A 15638-nucleotide genomic window follows, 5' to 3' on the forward strand; every position below is an offset into this window, starting at 1 on the left:
CCGGCGCCGGGCCGGGCCAGTCAGGTCCCGGCCCAGCCCATGCGCCGGAACACCAGCTTCTCGCCCTCCACGATCAGGAACACCGCCAGCCCGAACAGCAGGATGCGCGCCCAGTCCCCGGTATCGATCCCGGTGGTGCCGAACAGGGTGTGCATCACCGGCACGTAGGTGAACGCCAGCTGCAGCACGACCAGCACCCCGATGGCGATCCACATCGCCCGCGAGCGGAACAGCTCGCCACCCGCCAGCACCGGCTGATGGATCAGGCGCAGGTTCAGCAGGTAGAAGGCCTGACCGGCCACCAGGGTGTTGATGGCCACGGTGCGGGCGAGGTCATCGGCCACCCCCAGCACCTCCTCCATGTACACGAAGTGGCCGAAGGTCCCCAGCCACAGCAGGATCGCCACGAACGGGATGCGCCACAGCAAAAAGCCCGACAGCAGCGGGGTATCGGGCGCTCGCGGCGGACGGCCCATCACCCCCGGCTCGGTCCGTTCGAAGGCCAGCGCCATCGCCAGGGTCACCGAGGTCACCATGTTGACCCACAGCACCTGCACCGGGGTCAGCGGCAGGGCCAGGCCCATCAGGATCGCCATCATGATGGTCAGTGACTGCCCGGCATTGGTGGGCAGCATGTGCAGAATGGCCTTGCGGATGTTGTCGTAGACCGTGCGGCCTTCCTCCACCGCATGTGCGATGGAAGCGAAGTTGTCGTCCGCCAGCACCATCTCCGAAGCCTCCTTGGCCGCCTCGGTTCCCTTGTGGCCCATGGCCACACCCACGTCGGCCCGTTTGAGGGCCGGCGCGTCGTTCACCCCGTCCCCGGTCATGGAGACGATACGGCCGTTGCCCTGCAGTGCCCTGACCAGCCGCAGCTTGTGCTCCGGCGTGGTGCGCGCGAACACGTCGGTGTCTTCCACCGCGCGCGCCAGTTCGGCGTCATCCATGGCTTCCAGCTGCTGGCCGGTCAGCGTACCGCCCTCGCCGCGCAGGCCCAGCTGCTCGCCGATCGCCCGCGCAGTGGCCGCGTGGTCGCCGGTGATCATCTTGACCCGGATCCCGGCCCGCTGGCACTCGGCGACCGCGGCGATCGCCTCCTCGCGGGGCGGATCGATGATCCCGACCAGCGCCAGCAGGATGAATCCGCCCTGTTCCACGTCACCATAGGTCAGCTCGCGCTGCTCGGCGGTGGTGGCGCGCCGGGCGATGGCCAGCAGGCGCTGACCGCGTGCCGCGATCGCGTCCATTGCCGCATGCCATTCATCCGCCCGCAGCGGCTCGCGACCGTCGGCGGTGGCCTGGTGCTCGCACAGCTCCAGCACCCGTTCCGGGGCCCCTTTCAGGTAGATGCGCCCGTGGCCGTCGTGGTCGTGATGCAGGGTCGCCATGTAACGGTGATCCGATTCGAACGGGATCACGTCGGTGCGCGGCAGGCACTCGTGCTCGTGGCGCGTGCTCAGGCCGGCCTTGAACGCCGCCGTCACCAGCGCCCCCTCGGTGGGGTCGCCCTGCATCACCCACTGGCCGTCCTTTTCGAAGACCTCCGCGTCGTTGCACAGCAATCCCGCACGCAGGACCTCTTCCAGACACGGGGCATCAGCCGGCTCCACCTCCACCCCGTCACGCGTGAAATCGCCGTGCGGCGCATAACCGACCCCGCTGACCCCGTATTCGCCGGCGCCGGTCAGCAGGGTCTGCACGGTCATCTCGTTGCGGGTCAGGGTCCCGGTCTTGTCGGAACAGATCGCCGACACCGAACCCAGCGTCTCCACCGCCGGCAGCTTGCGGATGATCGCATTGCGCCGCGCCATCTTCTGCACCCCGATGGCCAGGGCGATGGTCAGGATCGCCGGCAGGCCTTCGGGGATGGTGGACACCGCCAGGCTGGCGGCCGCCAGGAACATCTCGTCCAGCGGGTAATCGCGCACCCAGAAGCCGAAGGCAAAGGTCGCCGCCGAGATGACGATGATGACGCCGGCCAGCCAGCGGCCGAACTGCGCCACCTGGCGCACCAGCGGCGTCTCGAGGCTCTCCACCTCGCCCAGCATGGTGGAGATGCGCCCGATCTCGGTATCGCCGCCGGTGGCCACCACCACCCCGGTACCCCGGCCGAAGGACACCAGCGTGCCGGAGAACGCCATGCCGCGCCGATCGCCCAGGTCGGCACCTTCATCGACCGCGGCCGTATCCTTCTCGACCGCCACCGACTCCCCGGTCAGCACCGCCTCCTCGACCTGCAGGTTGCGGGTTTCGAACAGCCGCACGTCGGCCGGCACGCGATCCCCGGCCTGGAGATAGACGATATCCCCCGGCACCAGGGTATCCGCGGGAACCTCGCGGCGTTCGCCGTCGCGCCGCACCACCGCCTGCGGCGAGAGCATCCTGCGGATCGCATCCAGCGCCTTTTCCGCCTTGCCCTCCTGGACGAAGCCGATCAGCGTGTTGATCAGCACCACCGCCAGGATCACCCCGGTGTCCACCCAGTGGCCCAGCAGGGCGGTCCCGATGGCCGCCAGCACCAGGATGTAGATCAGGATGTTGTGGAAGTGGCGCAGGAAGCGCCGCAGTACCCCGGCCTTCTCCGGCGGCTTGAGGGCGTTGGGGCCGAAACGCTCCAGCCGTTCACGGGCCTCGTCGCCGCTCAGCCCCTCGCGTGCGGCGTCGTGGCGCCGCAGGGCCTCGTCGGCTTCCAGTGCATGCCACGCAGTGGTGGCACCGGTATCGTCCCCCGAGCCGCCGGGCGTGTCAGGAGTGTCAGGGGCATCGGGACGGGATTCATCCATGGGCGGGCTTCATCCGGGTGGTTGGTGCGTCACGGTTCAATCCTGTCGGAGTTCGGCGCCGGCCACAAGCCCGCCGATTCCGTGACAGAACGCACAAAAAAGGCCGCCCCGGTCGCCCGGGACGGCCCTTTTTCTCAGTCAAGGCCCTGCCGGTTCAGAAATTGAAACCGACCTTGGCCATCACGCGCATGTTGTCCATGTCCTCGCGCGAGCCGGCGAAGCGGTCGCTCTCGGTGATCTGGTAGCGCGCTTCCATGCCGACGAACAGGGTGTCGTCCACGTCGTACTGCACCGAGCCGCCGAACTGCCCGGCCCACAGACCGTTGCGGTCACCGTCCAGCTTGGTGTTTACATAGCCCAGCCCGGGCCCGAAGCCCATGGTCACGCTGTCGGCAACTTCAAACTCCCAGTGGGTGTTCAGTTCGGTGCTGGTCATCCGCAGCGGGCCGTCGTCGAACTCGGTCACGCTCAGACGATGGCGCAGCACGCCGTTGTCCGGCTGGAACAGCAGGCAGTCGGCGCCGATTTCCAGACCATAGGCCGGGTCATCTCGCAGATCGGAGTCGGTGGTCCAGAGGCCACCCCCCATCACCGCAAAGCTCGGGTTGAGCCCCATCCCGTCGGCACTGGCGGTGCCGACCGCCAGGAGCGGAGCGGCGGCCATTGCGAACATCATCCTGCGTACCTGCATGTCGAACTCCCGGAAAAGCTTGTGTTTCACGGAAGTTTAACGCTGACACCCAATCCGTAAAACTGCCCGGGGCAGGTGCTGGTGCCCCGCAAGCCTGCCGGAGGCGGTACCGATCGACCGCACCGGCGGGAGCGGAAGGAATTTCCCGCGAGCCCGTGTCATCTACTCAGGCTGAGGCCGATGCGCAGACCGGAGTCCCGCGACACGGATCCCGGATCTGGCCGGGAACCCTCGTCATCTGTAACACTCGAAAGCAGCGTCCGGAATACATCGTGAAAAAACACCGGACGTTGTCAGCGAAGAACATTCACAAGCCTACGCAAGTACGGAGGTTCCCCATGCCCGACAAGCACAACGCCGATCGCCGTGCCTTCCTGCGCCGTGCATCCGCCGCGGTAGCCGCCATTCCGGTGGTGAGCCTGATGGGCACGCAGTCCGTCCACGCCGCGGACGAGAAGGCCGAAGACGGTCACGCCCACGACTACGTCAACGACGCGGCCGATGCCGCGGATCACCCGCAGTTCCAGGAAGGCGCGCGCTGCGACAACTGCGCCTTCTGGAACGCCAACGTGGATGCCCCGGAAGGCTGGGGCGGCTGCTTCCACCAGGATTTCCAGAACGTCCTGGTCAACGAAGCCGGCTGGTGCGACGCGCACGTGATGAGCTGATTCACGGGCACGCCCCGACCCCGCCGGTCACGCATCGGCGGGGTCTTCCCTCACGATCTCCGCGTCCTCCAGCGCTCCGCCGGCATCACGATAAGCCACCCGCCGGTTGGTGATCTCGAATACCCCCTCGGCGTGCCGCACGTCGCCCGCCAGCATGCGTTCGTCCAGACGTTCGAACAGGCGCTGCAGCGCCAGCGCAATGCCCTCCCGGGCTCGCACGTCCAGACCGTATCCTTCCCAGTTCGCGCGCGCGCTCGCCAGACGCGCGTACCCGGCCTGCACGAAACCCGCAACCAGCAGTGCCCGCAGGGCCCCCTGCCCCGCCCACTGCGCCAGCCCGCGCAGATGCTCCGGATCGGGGCGCGTATCCGTGCCGGGCCGCAGGGCTTGCGGCAACAGGGCCGGCCAGTCGTCCGCGACCGGACGCCCGGGCAGCAGGTCCTCGTCGATCATCTGACGATAGTCCTCCACCGGATCCGAGCCCGTGCGCAGCGCCAGCTGCATCAGCGCCCCCGCCTCGTCGAGGTAGCCGGAGAGCGCAAAGCCGCACAGGTGGTGATCCACGATGTCATGCACGAAGACCGAGGTGGGGATGCGTTCGCCGGTGAACGGCGTCGCGGCAATCACATCCTCGCCCAGTCCGGGAAGGGCCAGCTTCCAGCCGCGCGCGCCGAAGCCATCCTCCCATGTCCTGCGATACCGCACCGGCACATGCACCGGCGACGTGGCCGATCCACCGGAGGTACCCGGGGCCCCGTCATCCGAAACGCCGCCCTCAAGGCCTTTCGCTTCGTTCGTTGGATCTCCCATTGGATTCCCTCCCCTTGCGTTTACCGATCGGTCAACTAGACTGTAGATCATGACGACCGGAGACCAAAGCCGACAGGCCCTGATGGATGCCACCCGCGATCTCGTGCTCACCCGCAGCTACGGTTCGGTGGGCATCGCCGGCATCTGCGAGCGCGCCGGCGTGCGGCGGGGCAGCCTGTATCACTTCTTCCCGGGCAAGGAGGATCTGGTCATCGCCACGCTGGAGGCGCTGTATACCGAGTTCACAGCGGAAGTCCTGGAGCCCGCCCTGCGCGGCCCCGGTGGACTGCGCGAGCGGGTCACCGCCTTCGTCGGCGCGATCCACGCTTTCCAGGCCCGCATGCAGGCCGCGGAGGGCCGCCTGCCGGGCTGCCCGTTCGGCAGCCTGGCGGTGGAAACCGGCACGCAGAGCCCGCGCCTGCGCGAAGCCATGCAGGGCCATCTGGACGCGATCCGCGCGCAATTCCGCGCGGCCCTCGACGCGGCCGTCGCACACGGCGAACTGGACGCACGCACCGACACCGCCCGCCTCGCCGATCACTGGCTCGCGCTGATGGAGGGCATCCTGCTGATGGCGCGGGCGGAACAGGACGCGGACACCATCCTGCGCCTGGCCCCGGCGCTGCAGGATCTGCTGCTCACCACCCATCCCGACGGAGACGCGCCATGACGACCGAATCCGATTTCCCACTGCACGACCGCGCATCGGCCCCCGCGGCCGCCGCCAGTTTCGACCGCGCCGAGGCCACCTTCGGCATGGTCCCCAACCTGATCCGCAAGATGGCCACCGTCCCGGCCCTGGCCGCGGCCTATCTCGATCTCAACGAACTCCTGCAGCAGACCTCGCTGAGCGGCGAGGAACAGGCCGTGCTCCTGCTCACCGTCAGCCGTTTCCACGCCTGTGATTACTGCATGGCCGCCCACAGCATGACCGGCCGCATGGCCGGCGTCGCCGATTCGGTGGTGGACGCCCTGCGCGAGGACCGGCCGCTGGAGGACCCCGCGCTGGAGGCCCTGCGCGGGTTTGCCCGGGCCATGCTGGAACACCGCGGCTGGGTGGACGAGAAGGACAAGCAGGCCTTTCTGGAGGCCGGCCACACCCCGCAGAAGATGCTGGAGGTCATCCTCGCCATCGGCCTCAAGACACTGTCCAACTACACCAACCACCTCGCCGCCACACCGGTGGACGAGCCGATGCAGGGCGAACGCTGGACCGCCCCGACCGGCGGCTGAGACAGAGCGCAGCCCGAATGAACCGGGAAATGCGTCCACGCGTGCTGCTGCTGTCGGCCTATCGCGCCGACAGCCATGCCGCGTGGGCGGACACACTGGTGACCGCCTTTCCCGGAATCGACTGGCAGCGCTTCGAACTGCCCGGGCGCCATTTCCGCTGGCGCATCCGCGGCAACCCGATCTCGTGGCTGGATGCGCTGGAAGGCGTGCGCCCCGATGCGATCGTCGCCACCTCGATGGTGGATCTGGCCACGCTGCGGGGCCTGCACCCGCCGCTGGCGGCCCTGCCCGCGCTGTACTACTTCCACGAAAACCAGTTCGCCTACCCGGTGGGCGAGCATCAGGTGCGCTCCATCGAGCCGCAGATAGTGCAGGTCTACGGCGCGCTGTCCGCCGGGCGCATCGCATTCAACTCCGCATTCAATCGCGACTCCTTCCTCGACGGCCTGCGGGCCCTGTTGCGGCGCATGCCCGACGCAGTCCCGCCCGGCGTCCCCGAGCGCCTGGCCGAGCGGGCGCGCGTACTCCCGGTCCCGGTCGCGCCGCCGCGGCGACCCGACGGGGGCACACCCGAACGTGACCCGGGGCTGATCCTGTGGAACCACCGCTGGGAATACGACAAGCGCCCGGAACTCTTCGCCGAGGCGCTGGAAAGACTGGCCGCGCGCGGGCGGGACTTCCGCCTGGCCCTGCTGGGTCCGCGTCCGGAACCGCCCCCCGACGCCCTGCAGCGCATCCGGCAGCGTTTCGGTGCATGCATCGTCGCCGACGGGCGCGTGCCACGGGAGGAATACGACGCCCTGCTGCGGCGCGCGGGCATCGTGGTCAGCAGCACCGCACACGAATTCCAGGGACTGTCGATGCTGGAGGCCAGCGGCGCCGGCGCGCGTCCGCTGGTCCCGGACGCCCTTTGCTACCCGGAGCAGTACCCGCCCGAATACCGCTATCCGGCCGGCGACCCCGAGGCCCTGGCCGCGCGACTGGAACGCTGGCTCACCGACGGCCTGCCGCCACCGGTGGACGTCTCGGCGCTGGAAACCACCGCGCTGCTGCCGGCCTGGGCGCGGGCCCTGGAGGAGCTGACCGGGAGCGTGCTCAGTCCAGCGCCACCCGCGGCCCGGTGAGCGGCGCCGATTCGTCCTCGACGAACACCGGCCGGATCACGTCGCGGTAGTTGCGGATGCGCTGGACGTAGTACACCGGCTGGTAGCCACGCGCATAGCCGTAACGCAGGTCGCTGTAGTAACGCTCCTCGGTCAGCAGCGGCAGCACCTCGCGCATGTCCGCCCAGCGGTCGGGATCGCGGCCCAGCTCGCGCGCCAGACGCCGCGCGTCCAGCAGATGCCCGCGGCCAATGTTGTAACTGGCCAGCGCGAGATAGGTGCGGTCCGGTTCCGGGATGTCCTCATCCAGGCGCTCGTGCATCTGACGCAGGTAACGCGCGCCACCGCGAATGCTCTGCTCCGGATCCAGGCGATCCTCGATGCCCAGCTCCTGCGCGGTGCGCTGCGTGAGCATCATCAGGCCGCGCACCCCGGTGGGACTGCGGGCTTCCGGATCCCAGTGCGACTCCTGGTAGGCCAGCGCGGCCAGCAAGTCGGCGGGCAGTTCGTACTCGTCCGCGGCCTCCTCGAACACCGGCCGGAAATCCGGCAGCCGCTGGTCGATGCGCCGGGTCAGCGCGCGCAGGTCGACGAAATCGAATTCGGGTACATAGGCGTAGTACAGCTCGTCCACCCGGGCGCGGGCCTGCGTGCCCTCGTCGGTGTCCATCCAGGCGCGCGCCTGTGCGGCCAGGCCCTCGAAATCGGGGTGCAGGTACCAGCCGATCGCGCGGACGTCACTCAGGTCGAAAGACACCTCCAGATGCGGGAACATCCGCCGGTTGAGTTCGGCGATATGCGAATCCGCTACGGTGCAGTCCAGCCGGCCCTCTTCCACGGCCGCCAGCAGCCGCTCGGTACCCTCGGGTTCGGCACGGTAGGGCACGGGCTCCTCCAGCGCCTGCAGCGTTTCCACGTAGGCACTGCTGGCGCTCACCGCCAGCTCCAGCCCGTCCAGGTCGGCGGCCGTCTGCGGCTGCGGGCGCTGGTCGCGATGACAGACGACCTGCTCGGTCACCTCGGTGTGCTGCGGCCCGCGGAGGAAATCGGCATCGCGCGACTCGAGGTGCGTGAGCCCGGCCGCAGCCATGTGGACCTCTCCCGAGGCGAGGGCCCGCAGCACGGCATCGACCGAATCCACCACCTGCCACTCGACGTCCCAGCCGCGGGCGTCGGCGAACGCCTCCACCAGATCGTGTTCGGGGCCCGCGGTCTCGGTATGGCGGTCGTAGAACCAGGCGGTGGGTGCGTTGCGGGTGACCACCACCAGTTCGCCCGCTTCCTCCGGATGTGCCAGCGCGGACGCCTCCACCCCGGGCACCTCGGACTGCCCTTCGCCGGGGCCGCAGGCCATCAGTATGGCCGCGCCGGCGACCATCAGGCCCGACCGAAACCAGTGACGTGCGTGCTGCGAACGATTGAGCAAGATCGACGACATGAGATCCCTCCCGATTGGCTGTCTCCTGACAACCCACTATCCTGAATGGTCATTACCACCTTCGAGCACTGAGACCCCGTTCACAACCAACCCCGACATGATCAGGGTTGGGGTGCGGAACCCGAAGCCGCCCCGGATGATCCACCCAAGCAGCCTCGACCGCCGCCAGGGACACCGACATGGAATACGCCCCACTGCTGGACATCTTCGGCATCATCCTGCTGGTCGCCGGCGCCATTACCGCGCTGGTCGCCGTGCAGGATGCCTTCACCCGGCGTGAACGGGCACGCCCGGTGATCGGCCGCTTCACCGCCCGCACCCTGGGGCTGGCCGGTGGCGGCGCGGCGGCCGCCGCCATCGGGCTCGCCCTGCTGCTGATTTAAGCTCCCGTTGCAAGCCGGCCCTTGTGTCCGGCCGGCGGGGTCGCTACCTTCGGCTGCCAGTCGGATCACGAGAATCCGTGTCACGGGTGTGAAGGGGGGAACCATGCCTGTTCGACCGCGCCATCTCGCGGCCGCGGCCATCGCCGCGCCGCTCGGTCTGGCCCCGGCCACCGTACTGGCCGCCGGCTTCTACCTGCAGGAACAGGGGGTCACCGGCCTGGGCCGGGCCTATGCCGGCGAGGCCGCCATCGCCTCCGACGCCAGCACCATCTATTTCAACCCCGCCGGCATGACCCGCCTGGAAAGCGCCGAGGTGCAGGCCGGTGCACATCTGCTGTTCCCGCGCTCCAGCACCCGCAACGACGGCTCGCGCTTCACGAATGCGAACGGCCAGACGTCGCCCGTGGAGGGCAGCGAGGGCGACAACCCCTACGACCCCACCCCACTGCCCAGTTTCTACTGGGCCGAGCCGCAGTCGGATCGCGTATGGCTGGGCTTCGGCCTGGGCACCCATTTCGGACTGAAGGGCGAGTACGACGACGATTTCTTCGCCCGCTACGACTCGCTGGAGACCGACCTGCGGGTGCTCAATCTGCAGCCCAGCATCGCCGTGCAGGTCAGCGACCGGGTCTCCGTCGGCGGTGGCATCGACCTGCAGTACGCCGATGCCACGCTGCGTGCGGCCATCCCGGACCCGATTGGTCCGGACCCGGCACTCGACGGCGAATACCGCCTGGAAGGGGACAGCTGGGACGTGGGGTACAACCTCGGCGTGCTGATCGACCTCGCGGACACCACTCGCCTCGGGTTGCACTATCGCAGCGGGGTGACCCACACGCTCAAGGGCACCGCCCGGGTGTCCATGCCCGAAAACGGCCCGATCAGCCGACCGGTGATCGCAACCGGCGAGGCCGACCTCAAGCTCCCGGACATCGCCAGCGCTGCGCTCAGCCATCGCTTCAACGAACGCTGGACCGGGCTGCTGCAGTACACCTGGTTCAAGTGGTCGAACTTCGACGAGATCGCGGTGGAGTCCAACCACCCGCTGGCCGAACAGGAGCTGGAGCAGGACTATCGCAACAGCTACGCCCTGGCGATCGGGGCCGAATACGAACTCAACCCGGCCTGGACCCTGCGCGGCGGCATCCAGTACGACCGCACCCCCACCCGCGACAGCCACCGCTCGACCCGAACCCCGGACGGCGACCGCACCTGGCTGTCGCTGGGGGCCTCCTGGCATCCGTCGGAACGACTGAGCGTCGACCTCGGTTACTCCTACGTCCACGTGTCGAGCGAGGACATCGAACTGACCCGCGAATTCGACACCGGCACGGTGGAATACAGCGGCAGCACCCGCGGGCGGGTGAACATCCTGTCGGCGGGACTGCGCTACCGCTACTGACCCCGTGCAGGCCCGGTGGGCCCGGCGGGCTCGGTGGTCACGTCGCAGGCCTGTTCCAGCGCACGCCGGTCGGCCTCCGCGAGTCGCTCGCGCCCCGCATTCTCGGCACCCAGACTGGCGTGCATCACCGCCGCCGGATCCGCAACATGGCCGATGCCCAGCGCATGGCCCAGCTCGTGCGCCAGCACCAGCGTCAGCCGTTCGCGGTCGGCGGCCTGATAGACCGTGATGGCGCGTCCGTCGGCGGACTGTTCGTACAGTCCCACGTTGAATCCGGTCGCTCCGCGCGAGCGCTCGTTGTGGCCGTCCGCACGGGCGTTGTAGTCCGCGATCGCCGCGTCCAGCTCCGCCCGGCGTTGTTCCAGTTCTTCGCGGCGTTCGTCCAGGCGCTCGGCCCGCCGGTTCAGCTCGCGCCGCTGGCCCTCGATGGCCTCCGCTTCGCGCTCCAGCCGCGCGCGACGCGCCTCGCTGCGGCGCCCCTCGCCGGCATTCCAGGCGGAAACGTCGCGCCGGTGAGCCGCCTGGCGCTCTGCCAGGTCTTCGCGGTCTTCCCCGTGGCGACGGAGGTCCGCCTCCAGCGCGGAGCGCGCGTGATCCAGACGCTCGCGCCGTCGCTCGATCTCCGCATACCGTTCTTCCAGCCCCGCGCGGACCTGCTCGCGCCGCAGGGCCTCGGCCTGCCGCTCGTCGAACACCAGCCGCACGGCCACGCCCTCGCCCGCCCGCTCGCGAAACAGCCGGGCATCGGTCACCGCCTCCCACATCCGGCGGGCGTCGCGCAGGGCCTCGCGCACTTCGTGTTCCTCCAGACCGAACGCCGTGTCGACCCGATCAAGATGAAAGGTCACCGGGAGCCGGCACCCCGGCGCAACCGGGTGCTCCGCGAACGCGGCCGGGGCCGGGGCGTCCGCCTCCCGCGCGTCGTCCTGCACCAGCTCGCGCCAGGCTCCGGCCGCGACCAGCACAACGATCAGCGGCAACCACCAGCGTCCCGTCATTGCGTACTCCTCGTCCCCTCCAAATGCAGAGTTGCCACACCTCCGGCCCCCATGCAAGATGGATCGGGAAAGCCCTTTTCCGCATCCGGAGAACCGTCATGCTGCGATTCCTGATCCCGCTGGCCCTGCTGGCCCTGCCCGTGGCCGCTCAGGCCGAGACCCCCAACATCGAACCCGGCGAATGGGAGTACACCCATACGACCACCATCGAAGGCATGCCCCAGATGCAGGACCAGGTCGAAGTCACCCGCGAATGCGTGACGCAGGAAGACATCGAAAAGGGCGAGGACGTCATCGAGGTTCCGGAAGAATGCACCCTGGATCACGTGGACGTCCGCTCCGACGGCGCCGACTTCGCCATGACCTGCACCGATCCGCAGGGCGGCCGCGCCACCATGGAAGGCGAGATGCGCTTCATGGGAACGCGTTCCGAAGGCACCATGACCACCGACGTCGACAGCCCCATGGGCCCGATGACGATCATCATGGAGATCGAGGGCGAGCGCATCGGGGACTGCTGAGCCGTGGCTCGACCCGCGGGACGAACGGACTACAGCAGTCCCAGATGTTCCGTCAGCAGGTACCAGACGACATACCCCCCGTACAGGATCAGGAAGATCACGCTGAGGATGGTGATCGGCCGATAACCCTTGATCCGCACCTCGTAGGAGATGTCCTCGCCGCGTGCCCGGCGGCGGCGGACCTCCAGCCAGCGCGACACCCGCCACCAGATGAACAGCAGGATCAGGATCGCGGTCAGGAACTTCAGCATCGGGGGAATCTTCTCGCAGTGGTGCTGAACGCGACACTACCCGAGAACGCCGCGCGCCGCATCGTGGACCCGATCCGGAGCCGGACTCCGGGGGGCGGTCCCCGCGATCACCGCCGCTTTGCATGCCGGGTCGCGGGCGCATCCCAGGGGTCCTCGGGCCATGGATGCTTCGGATAACGCCCCTTCAGCTCGCGGCGCACCTCCGGGTAGCCGTTCGCCCAGAAGCTCTTCAGATCCTGAGTGACCTGTACCGGGCGCCCGGCCGGTGACAGCAGATGCAGCATCACCGCCACGCGGCCACCGGCGAGCGTCGGGGTGTCGGTCAGGCCGAACAGCTCCTGCAGCTTGACCGCCAGCACCGGCGGCTCGCAGGTGTAGTCGACCCGGTGCGCGGAGCCGGACGGCACTTCGATGCGCGCCGGGGCCTCGCGCTCCAGTTGCTGCTGCTGGGCCCAGTCCAGGCGTGCCCGCAGGATCGCCGCCAGATCGAGGCGTTCCAGATCGCGCCGCCGCGTGATCCCGGCGAGATACGGCCCCAGCCAATGCTCGAGATCCGCCAGCAGCGCGGCATCCCCCATATCCGGAAAGCCCGCCTCCGGCATCGCCTCGTGCAGCAGGCGGATGCGGGCGCGGAGCTGGCTCGCCGCCGTGTCCCACGGCAGCCGCTCCAGCCCCTCGCGGCGCAGCCGCGCGCACCACGGGGCGATGGTGTCGGCGGGATCCTCCAGCGCGATCATCTGCCGTTCGATCACCAGCGTCCCGACCCGGCGGATACGCGCATTCTCCAGGCGCGCTCCGTCCTCCACCCAGTCGCAGCGCGTCTCGCGGTGGAACAGCTCCGGCGCCTCGCGTTCCAGCACCGCCGGATCCAGCGCCACCGCGCAGCGGACGCGGGCCTCGCGTTCGGCATCGCTGCAGTCCACCGCCACCAGGAATTCCCCATGCGCCAGGCGTTCGCGCTCCGGCAGCACCGCGCCGCGGCCGTTGCCCATCACGAAACGCCCGGCCGCGCCGCCACGGCGCCGGGCGATGCGCTCCGGCCAGGCCAGCGCGGCCAGCACGCCCGGGGCGGCGGACTCGTCCATTGCCTCGTTCGCCGCCGCTTCGCCGACTCCGGCCGCGCCCGCGACCCGTTCCAGTCCCTGTTCCAGACGCCGCAGGGATCGCTGCCAGGTCCGTCCGCCCGCGCGCCGCGCCCGTTCCAGCCGCAACTCCAGATCCAGCGGGGCCTGCGGCCCGACCAACCCGGGTTCTTCCACCAGCACCGCCAGTTCGCAGGCCAGCCGCGACCAACCGCGTTCCTGCGCGCGCAGCAGCATGTGCGCCAGCCGCGGATGGGTCGGCAGGCGCAGCAGCGCACGCCCGTGATCGGTGATGCGCCCCGCTGCGTCCACCGCGCCCAGTTCTTCGAGCAGCGCCTGCGCCGAGGCCAGCCCCTGCCCCGGGGGTGGTTCCAGCCAGTCCAGCCCGGCCACCGGCTCGCCCCAGCCCGCCAGTTCCAGCGCCAGCGGCAGAAGGTCCACCTGGCGCAGTCCCGGGGTTGCGTAATCCGGCCGGGTGACCTCGTCCGCCTGCGCCCACAGCCGGATCGCGACGCCGGGTTCGGTGCGTCCGGCACGCCCGGCACGCTGTTCGGCCGCGGCCTTCGAGGCCGCCACCGTCACCAGGCGCGAAAGCCCGGTGGCCGCATCGAAACGCGGCTCGCGGGCCAGCCCCGCATCCACCACCACCCGCACGCCTTCGATGGTCAGGCTGGTCTCGGCGATGTCGGTGGCCAGCACCACCTTGCGTTCGCCCGCCGGGGCCGGCTGTACCGCGCGCGCCTGCTCCTCAGCGGAGAGACGACCGAACAGCGGAACGACCCGCGCATGACCGGACGGCGTATCCAGGCCGGCGTCCCCGCCCGCCTGCAGCCGCCCAGCCACCTCGCGGATCTCGCGCTCCCCGGGCAGGAAGACCAGCAGGGATCCGCTCTCGGCCGCCAGCGCCTCGCGCACCGCTCCGGCCACCGCGTCCGCCAGCGACGCGTCCGGCGCCGGCGGCGCATGCCGCACGTCCACCGGAAACTGCCGGCCGCGCGCCCGCAGGACCGGCACGGGGTCGGCCCCGCCCTCTGATCCGCCCTGTGACCCGCCCCCGGCCAGCAGGCGCGCCACCGCGTCATCATCCAGCGTGGCCGACATCACCACGATGCGCAGCTCCGGGCGCAGCAGCCGGCGCACCTGCAGCGCGAAGGCCAGCGCCAGCTCCGCCTCCGGCCGACGCAGATGGAATTCGTCGAAGACCAGGGTATCGACCCCCTCCAGCAACGGGTCGGCCTGGATGTGGCGCAGGAAGATCCCGTCGGTGACCAGCTCCACCCGGGTCTGCGCCGACACCTGCTGCGCGTCGCGCACCCGATAACCCACCGTCTGCCCCACGGCGTCGCCGCACTGCCCGGCCATGAACGTGGCCGCCATGCGCGCGGCCAGGCGCCGCGGCTGCAGCACCACGACGCGCCCGGGCGACTCCCCGGAGGCCAGATGCAGCGGCACGCGCGTCGTCTTGCCCGCCCCGGGCTCGGCCACCAGCACCGCCGCCCCGTGCGAGGACAGCGCCGCATCCAGCGGGCCCAGCAGCTCCTCCAGCGCCGCCGCTTCTTCGCGGGCCATCGTCGCGCTCATCGCGAACGGGCCACCCGCCAGCGGACGCCACGGACGACGCGGCCGACGCGGAACGGGGCCGATCTGGAAAGCTTGCTCACCATGTCCTCAGTCTCGCAGATACCGCCGCACCGCGCCGCCCGCCGGGCGCATGCCTCGCAATCCGCGTCCTTTCACGGCACCATCCCTGCAGATTTCGACCATGGCCAGCCATGAGCAGCGACACTGACAACCCCGACAGCGCCCCCAACAGCCAGAACCGGCATGACCCGACACCCCGCCTGCGGATCCTGCTGGGCGAGGTGACGGCCCTCGGACCGGGCAAGGCACGCCTGCTGGAGGCCATCCGGAGCGCGGGTTCGATCTCCGGTGCGGCGCGTGACATGGGCATGTCCTATCGCCGGGCCTGGAACCTGGTGGAGACCATGAACCGCAGCTTCCGCGAACCCCTGGTGGACACCGCCCGCGGCGGCACCCGGGGCGGCGGCGCGCGGGTCACGCCGCTGGGCGAGGACGTCCTCGCCCGCTACCGCCGCATGGAGGAGCGCGCCGCCGAGGCCATCCGCGACGAGCTCGACGCCATGCGCCCGCTGCTCCGCGACGACAGCGAATAGCCCGCATATCTGGCTATCTGGCTATCTGGCTATCTGGCTATCTGGCTATCTGGCTATCTGGCTATCTGGCTATCTGGCTATCTGGCTATCTGGCTATCTGG

General features: G+C 69.7%; 15 protein-coding genes. 8 read left to right on the forward strand and 7 right to left on the reverse strand.

Translation table 11 applies throughout. The annotated features are described in order from the left end of the window. Nucleotides 1-20: 20 nt before the first annotated feature. On the reverse strand, nucleotides 21-2783 hold the full coding sequence (locus F787_RS0112185; protein ID WP_028492350.1) for a cation-transporting P-type ATPase: 2763 nt from the start codon (nucleotides 2781-2783) through the stop codon (nucleotides 21-23). Nucleotides 2784-2937: 154 nt separating this feature from the next. Beyond that, nucleotides 2938-3474 carry an outer membrane beta-barrel protein gene (locus F787_RS0112190; protein WP_019589264.1) on the reverse strand — a complete coding sequence of 179 codons (537 nt, stop codon included), beginning with the start codon at nucleotides 3472-3474 and terminating at the stop codon, nucleotides 2938-2940. Between the two features lie 338 nt (nucleotides 3475-3812). Here F787_RS0112190 and F787_RS0112195 point away from each other — a divergent pair, with 338 nt between their 5' ends. Beyond that, nucleotides 3813-4142, forward strand: coding sequence for a high-potential iron-sulfur protein (locus F787_RS0112195; RefSeq protein WP_028492351.1), 330 nt, complete (start codon nucleotides 3813-3815; stop codon nucleotides 4140-4142). Between the two features lie 27 nt (nucleotides 4143-4169). Here the strand turns inward: F787_RS0112195 and F787_RS0112200 are convergent, their stop codons facing one another. Beyond that, complete coding sequence (locus F787_RS0112200; RefSeq protein ID WP_028492352.1) at nucleotides 4170-4952, reverse strand: hypothetical protein; 783 nt, start codon at nucleotides 4950-4952, stop codon at nucleotides 4170-4172. 82 nt (nucleotides 4953-5034) lie between these two features. On the opposite strand from F787_RS0112200, the gene F787_RS0112205 reads away from it, so the two are divergent. From F787_RS0112205 to F787_RS0112215, 3 genes are read left to right on the forward strand one after another with little or no spacing between them, the layout of a single operon-like run. After that, a complete protein-coding gene (locus tag F787_RS0112205; protein ID WP_051246143.1) occupies nucleotides 5035-5622 on the forward strand; it encodes a TetR/AcrR family transcriptional regulator in 588 nt (195 codons plus the stop codon). Beyond that, entirely contained in the window at nucleotides 5619-6185 is a 567-nt protein-coding gene (locus tag F787_RS0112210; protein WP_019569167.1) for a carboxymuconolactone decarboxylase family protein, read from the forward strand. The genes F787_RS0112205 and F787_RS0112210 overlap by 4 nt, the downstream gene beginning before the upstream one ends. A gap of 17 nt (nucleotides 6186-6202) precedes the next feature. Further along, the gene (locus F787_RS0112215; protein WP_042805934.1) at nucleotides 6203-7309 is read left to right on the forward strand and encodes a DUF3524 domain-containing protein; all 1107 of its coding nucleotides are present in this window, start codon (nucleotides 6203-6205) and stop codon (nucleotides 7307-7309) included. Here the strand turns inward: F787_RS0112215 and mltF are convergent. Further along, nucleotides 7281-8726: a membrane-bound lytic murein transglycosylase MltF gene (gene mltF / locus F787_RS0112220; protein WP_028492355.1), complete on the reverse strand. Its 1446-nt coding sequence runs from the start codon at nucleotides 8724-8726 to the stop codon at nucleotides 7281-7283. The genes F787_RS0112215 and mltF overlap by 29 nt on opposite strands. A 179-nt stretch (nucleotides 8727-8905) precedes the next feature. Between mltF and F787_RS0112225 the strand changes: the two genes are divergently transcribed. Beyond that, entirely contained in the window at nucleotides 8906-9109 is a 204-nt protein-coding gene (locus F787_RS0112225; RefSeq protein WP_018870087.1) for a DUF3185 family protein, read from the forward strand. Between the two features lie 103 nt (nucleotides 9110-9212). Next, nucleotides 9213-10511, forward strand: a complete 1299-nt coding sequence (locus F787_RS0112230) for an OmpP1/FadL family transporter (RefSeq protein WP_028492356.1) — start codon at nucleotides 9213-9215, stop codon at nucleotides 10509-10511. Here F787_RS0112230 and F787_RS0112235 read toward each other — a convergent pair. Then, nucleotides 10505-11509, reverse strand: coding sequence for a matrixin family metalloprotease (locus tag F787_RS0112235; RefSeq protein WP_028492357.1), 1005 nt, complete (start codon nucleotides 11507-11509; stop codon nucleotides 10505-10507). The two genes, F787_RS0112230 and F787_RS0112235, sit on opposite strands and share 7 nt — an antisense overlap. Before the next feature lie 98 nt (nucleotides 11510-11607). Between F787_RS0112235 and F787_RS0112240 the strand changes: the two genes are divergently transcribed. Next, nucleotides 11608-12030 (forward strand): DUF3617 family protein, encoded by a 423-nt coding sequence (locus F787_RS0112240; protein WP_018946474.1) that lies wholly within the window; start codon nucleotides 11608-11610, stop codon nucleotides 12028-12030. A gap of 29 nt (nucleotides 12031-12059) precedes the next feature. On the opposite strand, the gene F787_RS0112245 is transcribed toward F787_RS0112240, so the two are convergent. After that, nucleotides 12060-12281, reverse strand: coding sequence for a hypothetical protein (locus F787_RS0112245; RefSeq protein WP_018870091.1), 222 nt, complete (start codon nucleotides 12279-12281; stop codon nucleotides 12060-12062). 107 nt (nucleotides 12282-12388) lie between these two features. Next, a complete protein-coding gene (gene hrpB / locus F787_RS0112250; RefSeq protein ID WP_028492358.1) occupies nucleotides 12389-14932 on the reverse strand; it encodes an ATP-dependent helicase HrpB in 2544 nt (847 codons plus the stop codon). Nucleotides 14933-15135: 203 nt separating this feature from the next. Between hrpB and F787_RS0112255 the strand changes: the two genes are divergently transcribed. Beyond that, a complete protein-coding gene (locus tag F787_RS0112255; RefSeq protein WP_028492359.1) occupies nucleotides 15136-15537 on the forward strand; it encodes a winged helix-turn-helix domain-containing protein in 402 nt (133 codons plus the stop codon). The last annotated feature ends 101 nt before the right edge of the window (nucleotides 15538-15638 follow it).

It is taken from the genome of Thioalkalivibrio sp. ALE19 (assembly GCF_000428605.1).
Lineage (GTDB): Bacteria > Pseudomonadota > Gammaproteobacteria > Ectothiorhodospirales > Ectothiorhodospiraceae > Thioalkalivibrio.

What these genes read in the sequence shown, in the direction of transcription:
- F787_RS0112185 (WP_028492350.1), bottom strand. Translation starts at nt 2,783, where the DNA reads ATGGATGAATCCCGTCCCGATGCCCCTGACACTCCTGACACGCCCGGC.
- F787_RS0112190 (WP_019589264.1), bottom strand. Translation starts at nt 3,474, where the DNA reads ATGCAGGTACGCAGGATGATGTTCGCAATGGCCGCCGCTCCGCTCCTG.
- F787_RS0112195 (WP_028492351.1), top strand. Translation starts at nt 3,813, where the DNA reads ATGCCCGACAAGCACAACGCCGATCGCCGTGCCTTCCTGCGCCGTGCA.
- F787_RS0112200 (WP_028492352.1), bottom strand. Translation starts at nt 4,952, where the DNA reads ATGGGAGATCCAACGAACGAAGCGAAAGGCCTTGAGGGCGGCGTTTCG.
- F787_RS0112205 (WP_051246143.1), top strand. Translation starts at nt 5,035, where the DNA reads ATGGATGCCACCCGCGATCTCGTGCTCACCCGCAGCTACGGTTCGGTG.
- F787_RS0112210 (WP_019569167.1), top strand. Translation starts at nt 5,619, where the DNA reads ATGACGACCGAATCCGATTTCCCACTGCACGACCGCGCATCGGCCCCC.
- F787_RS0112215 (WP_042805934.1), top strand. Translation starts at nt 6,203, where the DNA reads ATGAACCGGGAAATGCGTCCACGCGTGCTGCTGCTGTCGGCCTATCGC.
- mltF (WP_028492355.1), bottom strand. Translation starts at nt 8,726, where the DNA reads ATGTCGTCGATCTTGCTCAATCGTTCGCAGCACGCACGTCACTGGTTT.
- F787_RS0112225 (WP_018870087.1), top strand. Translation starts at nt 8,906, where the DNA reads ATGGAATACGCCCCACTGCTGGACATCTTCGGCATCATCCTGCTGGTC.
- F787_RS0112230 (WP_028492356.1), top strand. Translation starts at nt 9,213, where the DNA reads ATGCCTGTTCGACCGCGCCATCTCGCGGCCGCGGCCATCGCCGCGCCG.
- F787_RS0112235 (WP_028492357.1), bottom strand. Translation starts at nt 11,509, where the DNA reads ATGACGGGACGCTGGTGGTTGCCGCTGATCGTTGTGCTGGTCGCGGCC.
- F787_RS0112240 (WP_018946474.1), top strand. Translation starts at nt 11,608, where the DNA reads ATGCTGCGATTCCTGATCCCGCTGGCCCTGCTGGCCCTGCCCGTGGCC.
- F787_RS0112245 (WP_018870091.1), bottom strand. Translation starts at nt 12,281, where the DNA reads ATGCTGAAGTTCCTGACCGCGATCCTGATCCTGCTGTTCATCTGGTGG.
- hrpB (WP_028492358.1), bottom strand. Translation starts at nt 14,932, where the DNA reads ATGGCCCGCGAAGAAGCGGCGGCGCTGGAGGAGCTGCTGGGCCCGCTG.
- F787_RS0112255 (WP_028492359.1), top strand. Translation starts at nt 15,136, where the DNA reads ATGAGCAGCGACACTGACAACCCCGACAGCGCCCCCAACAGCCAGAAC.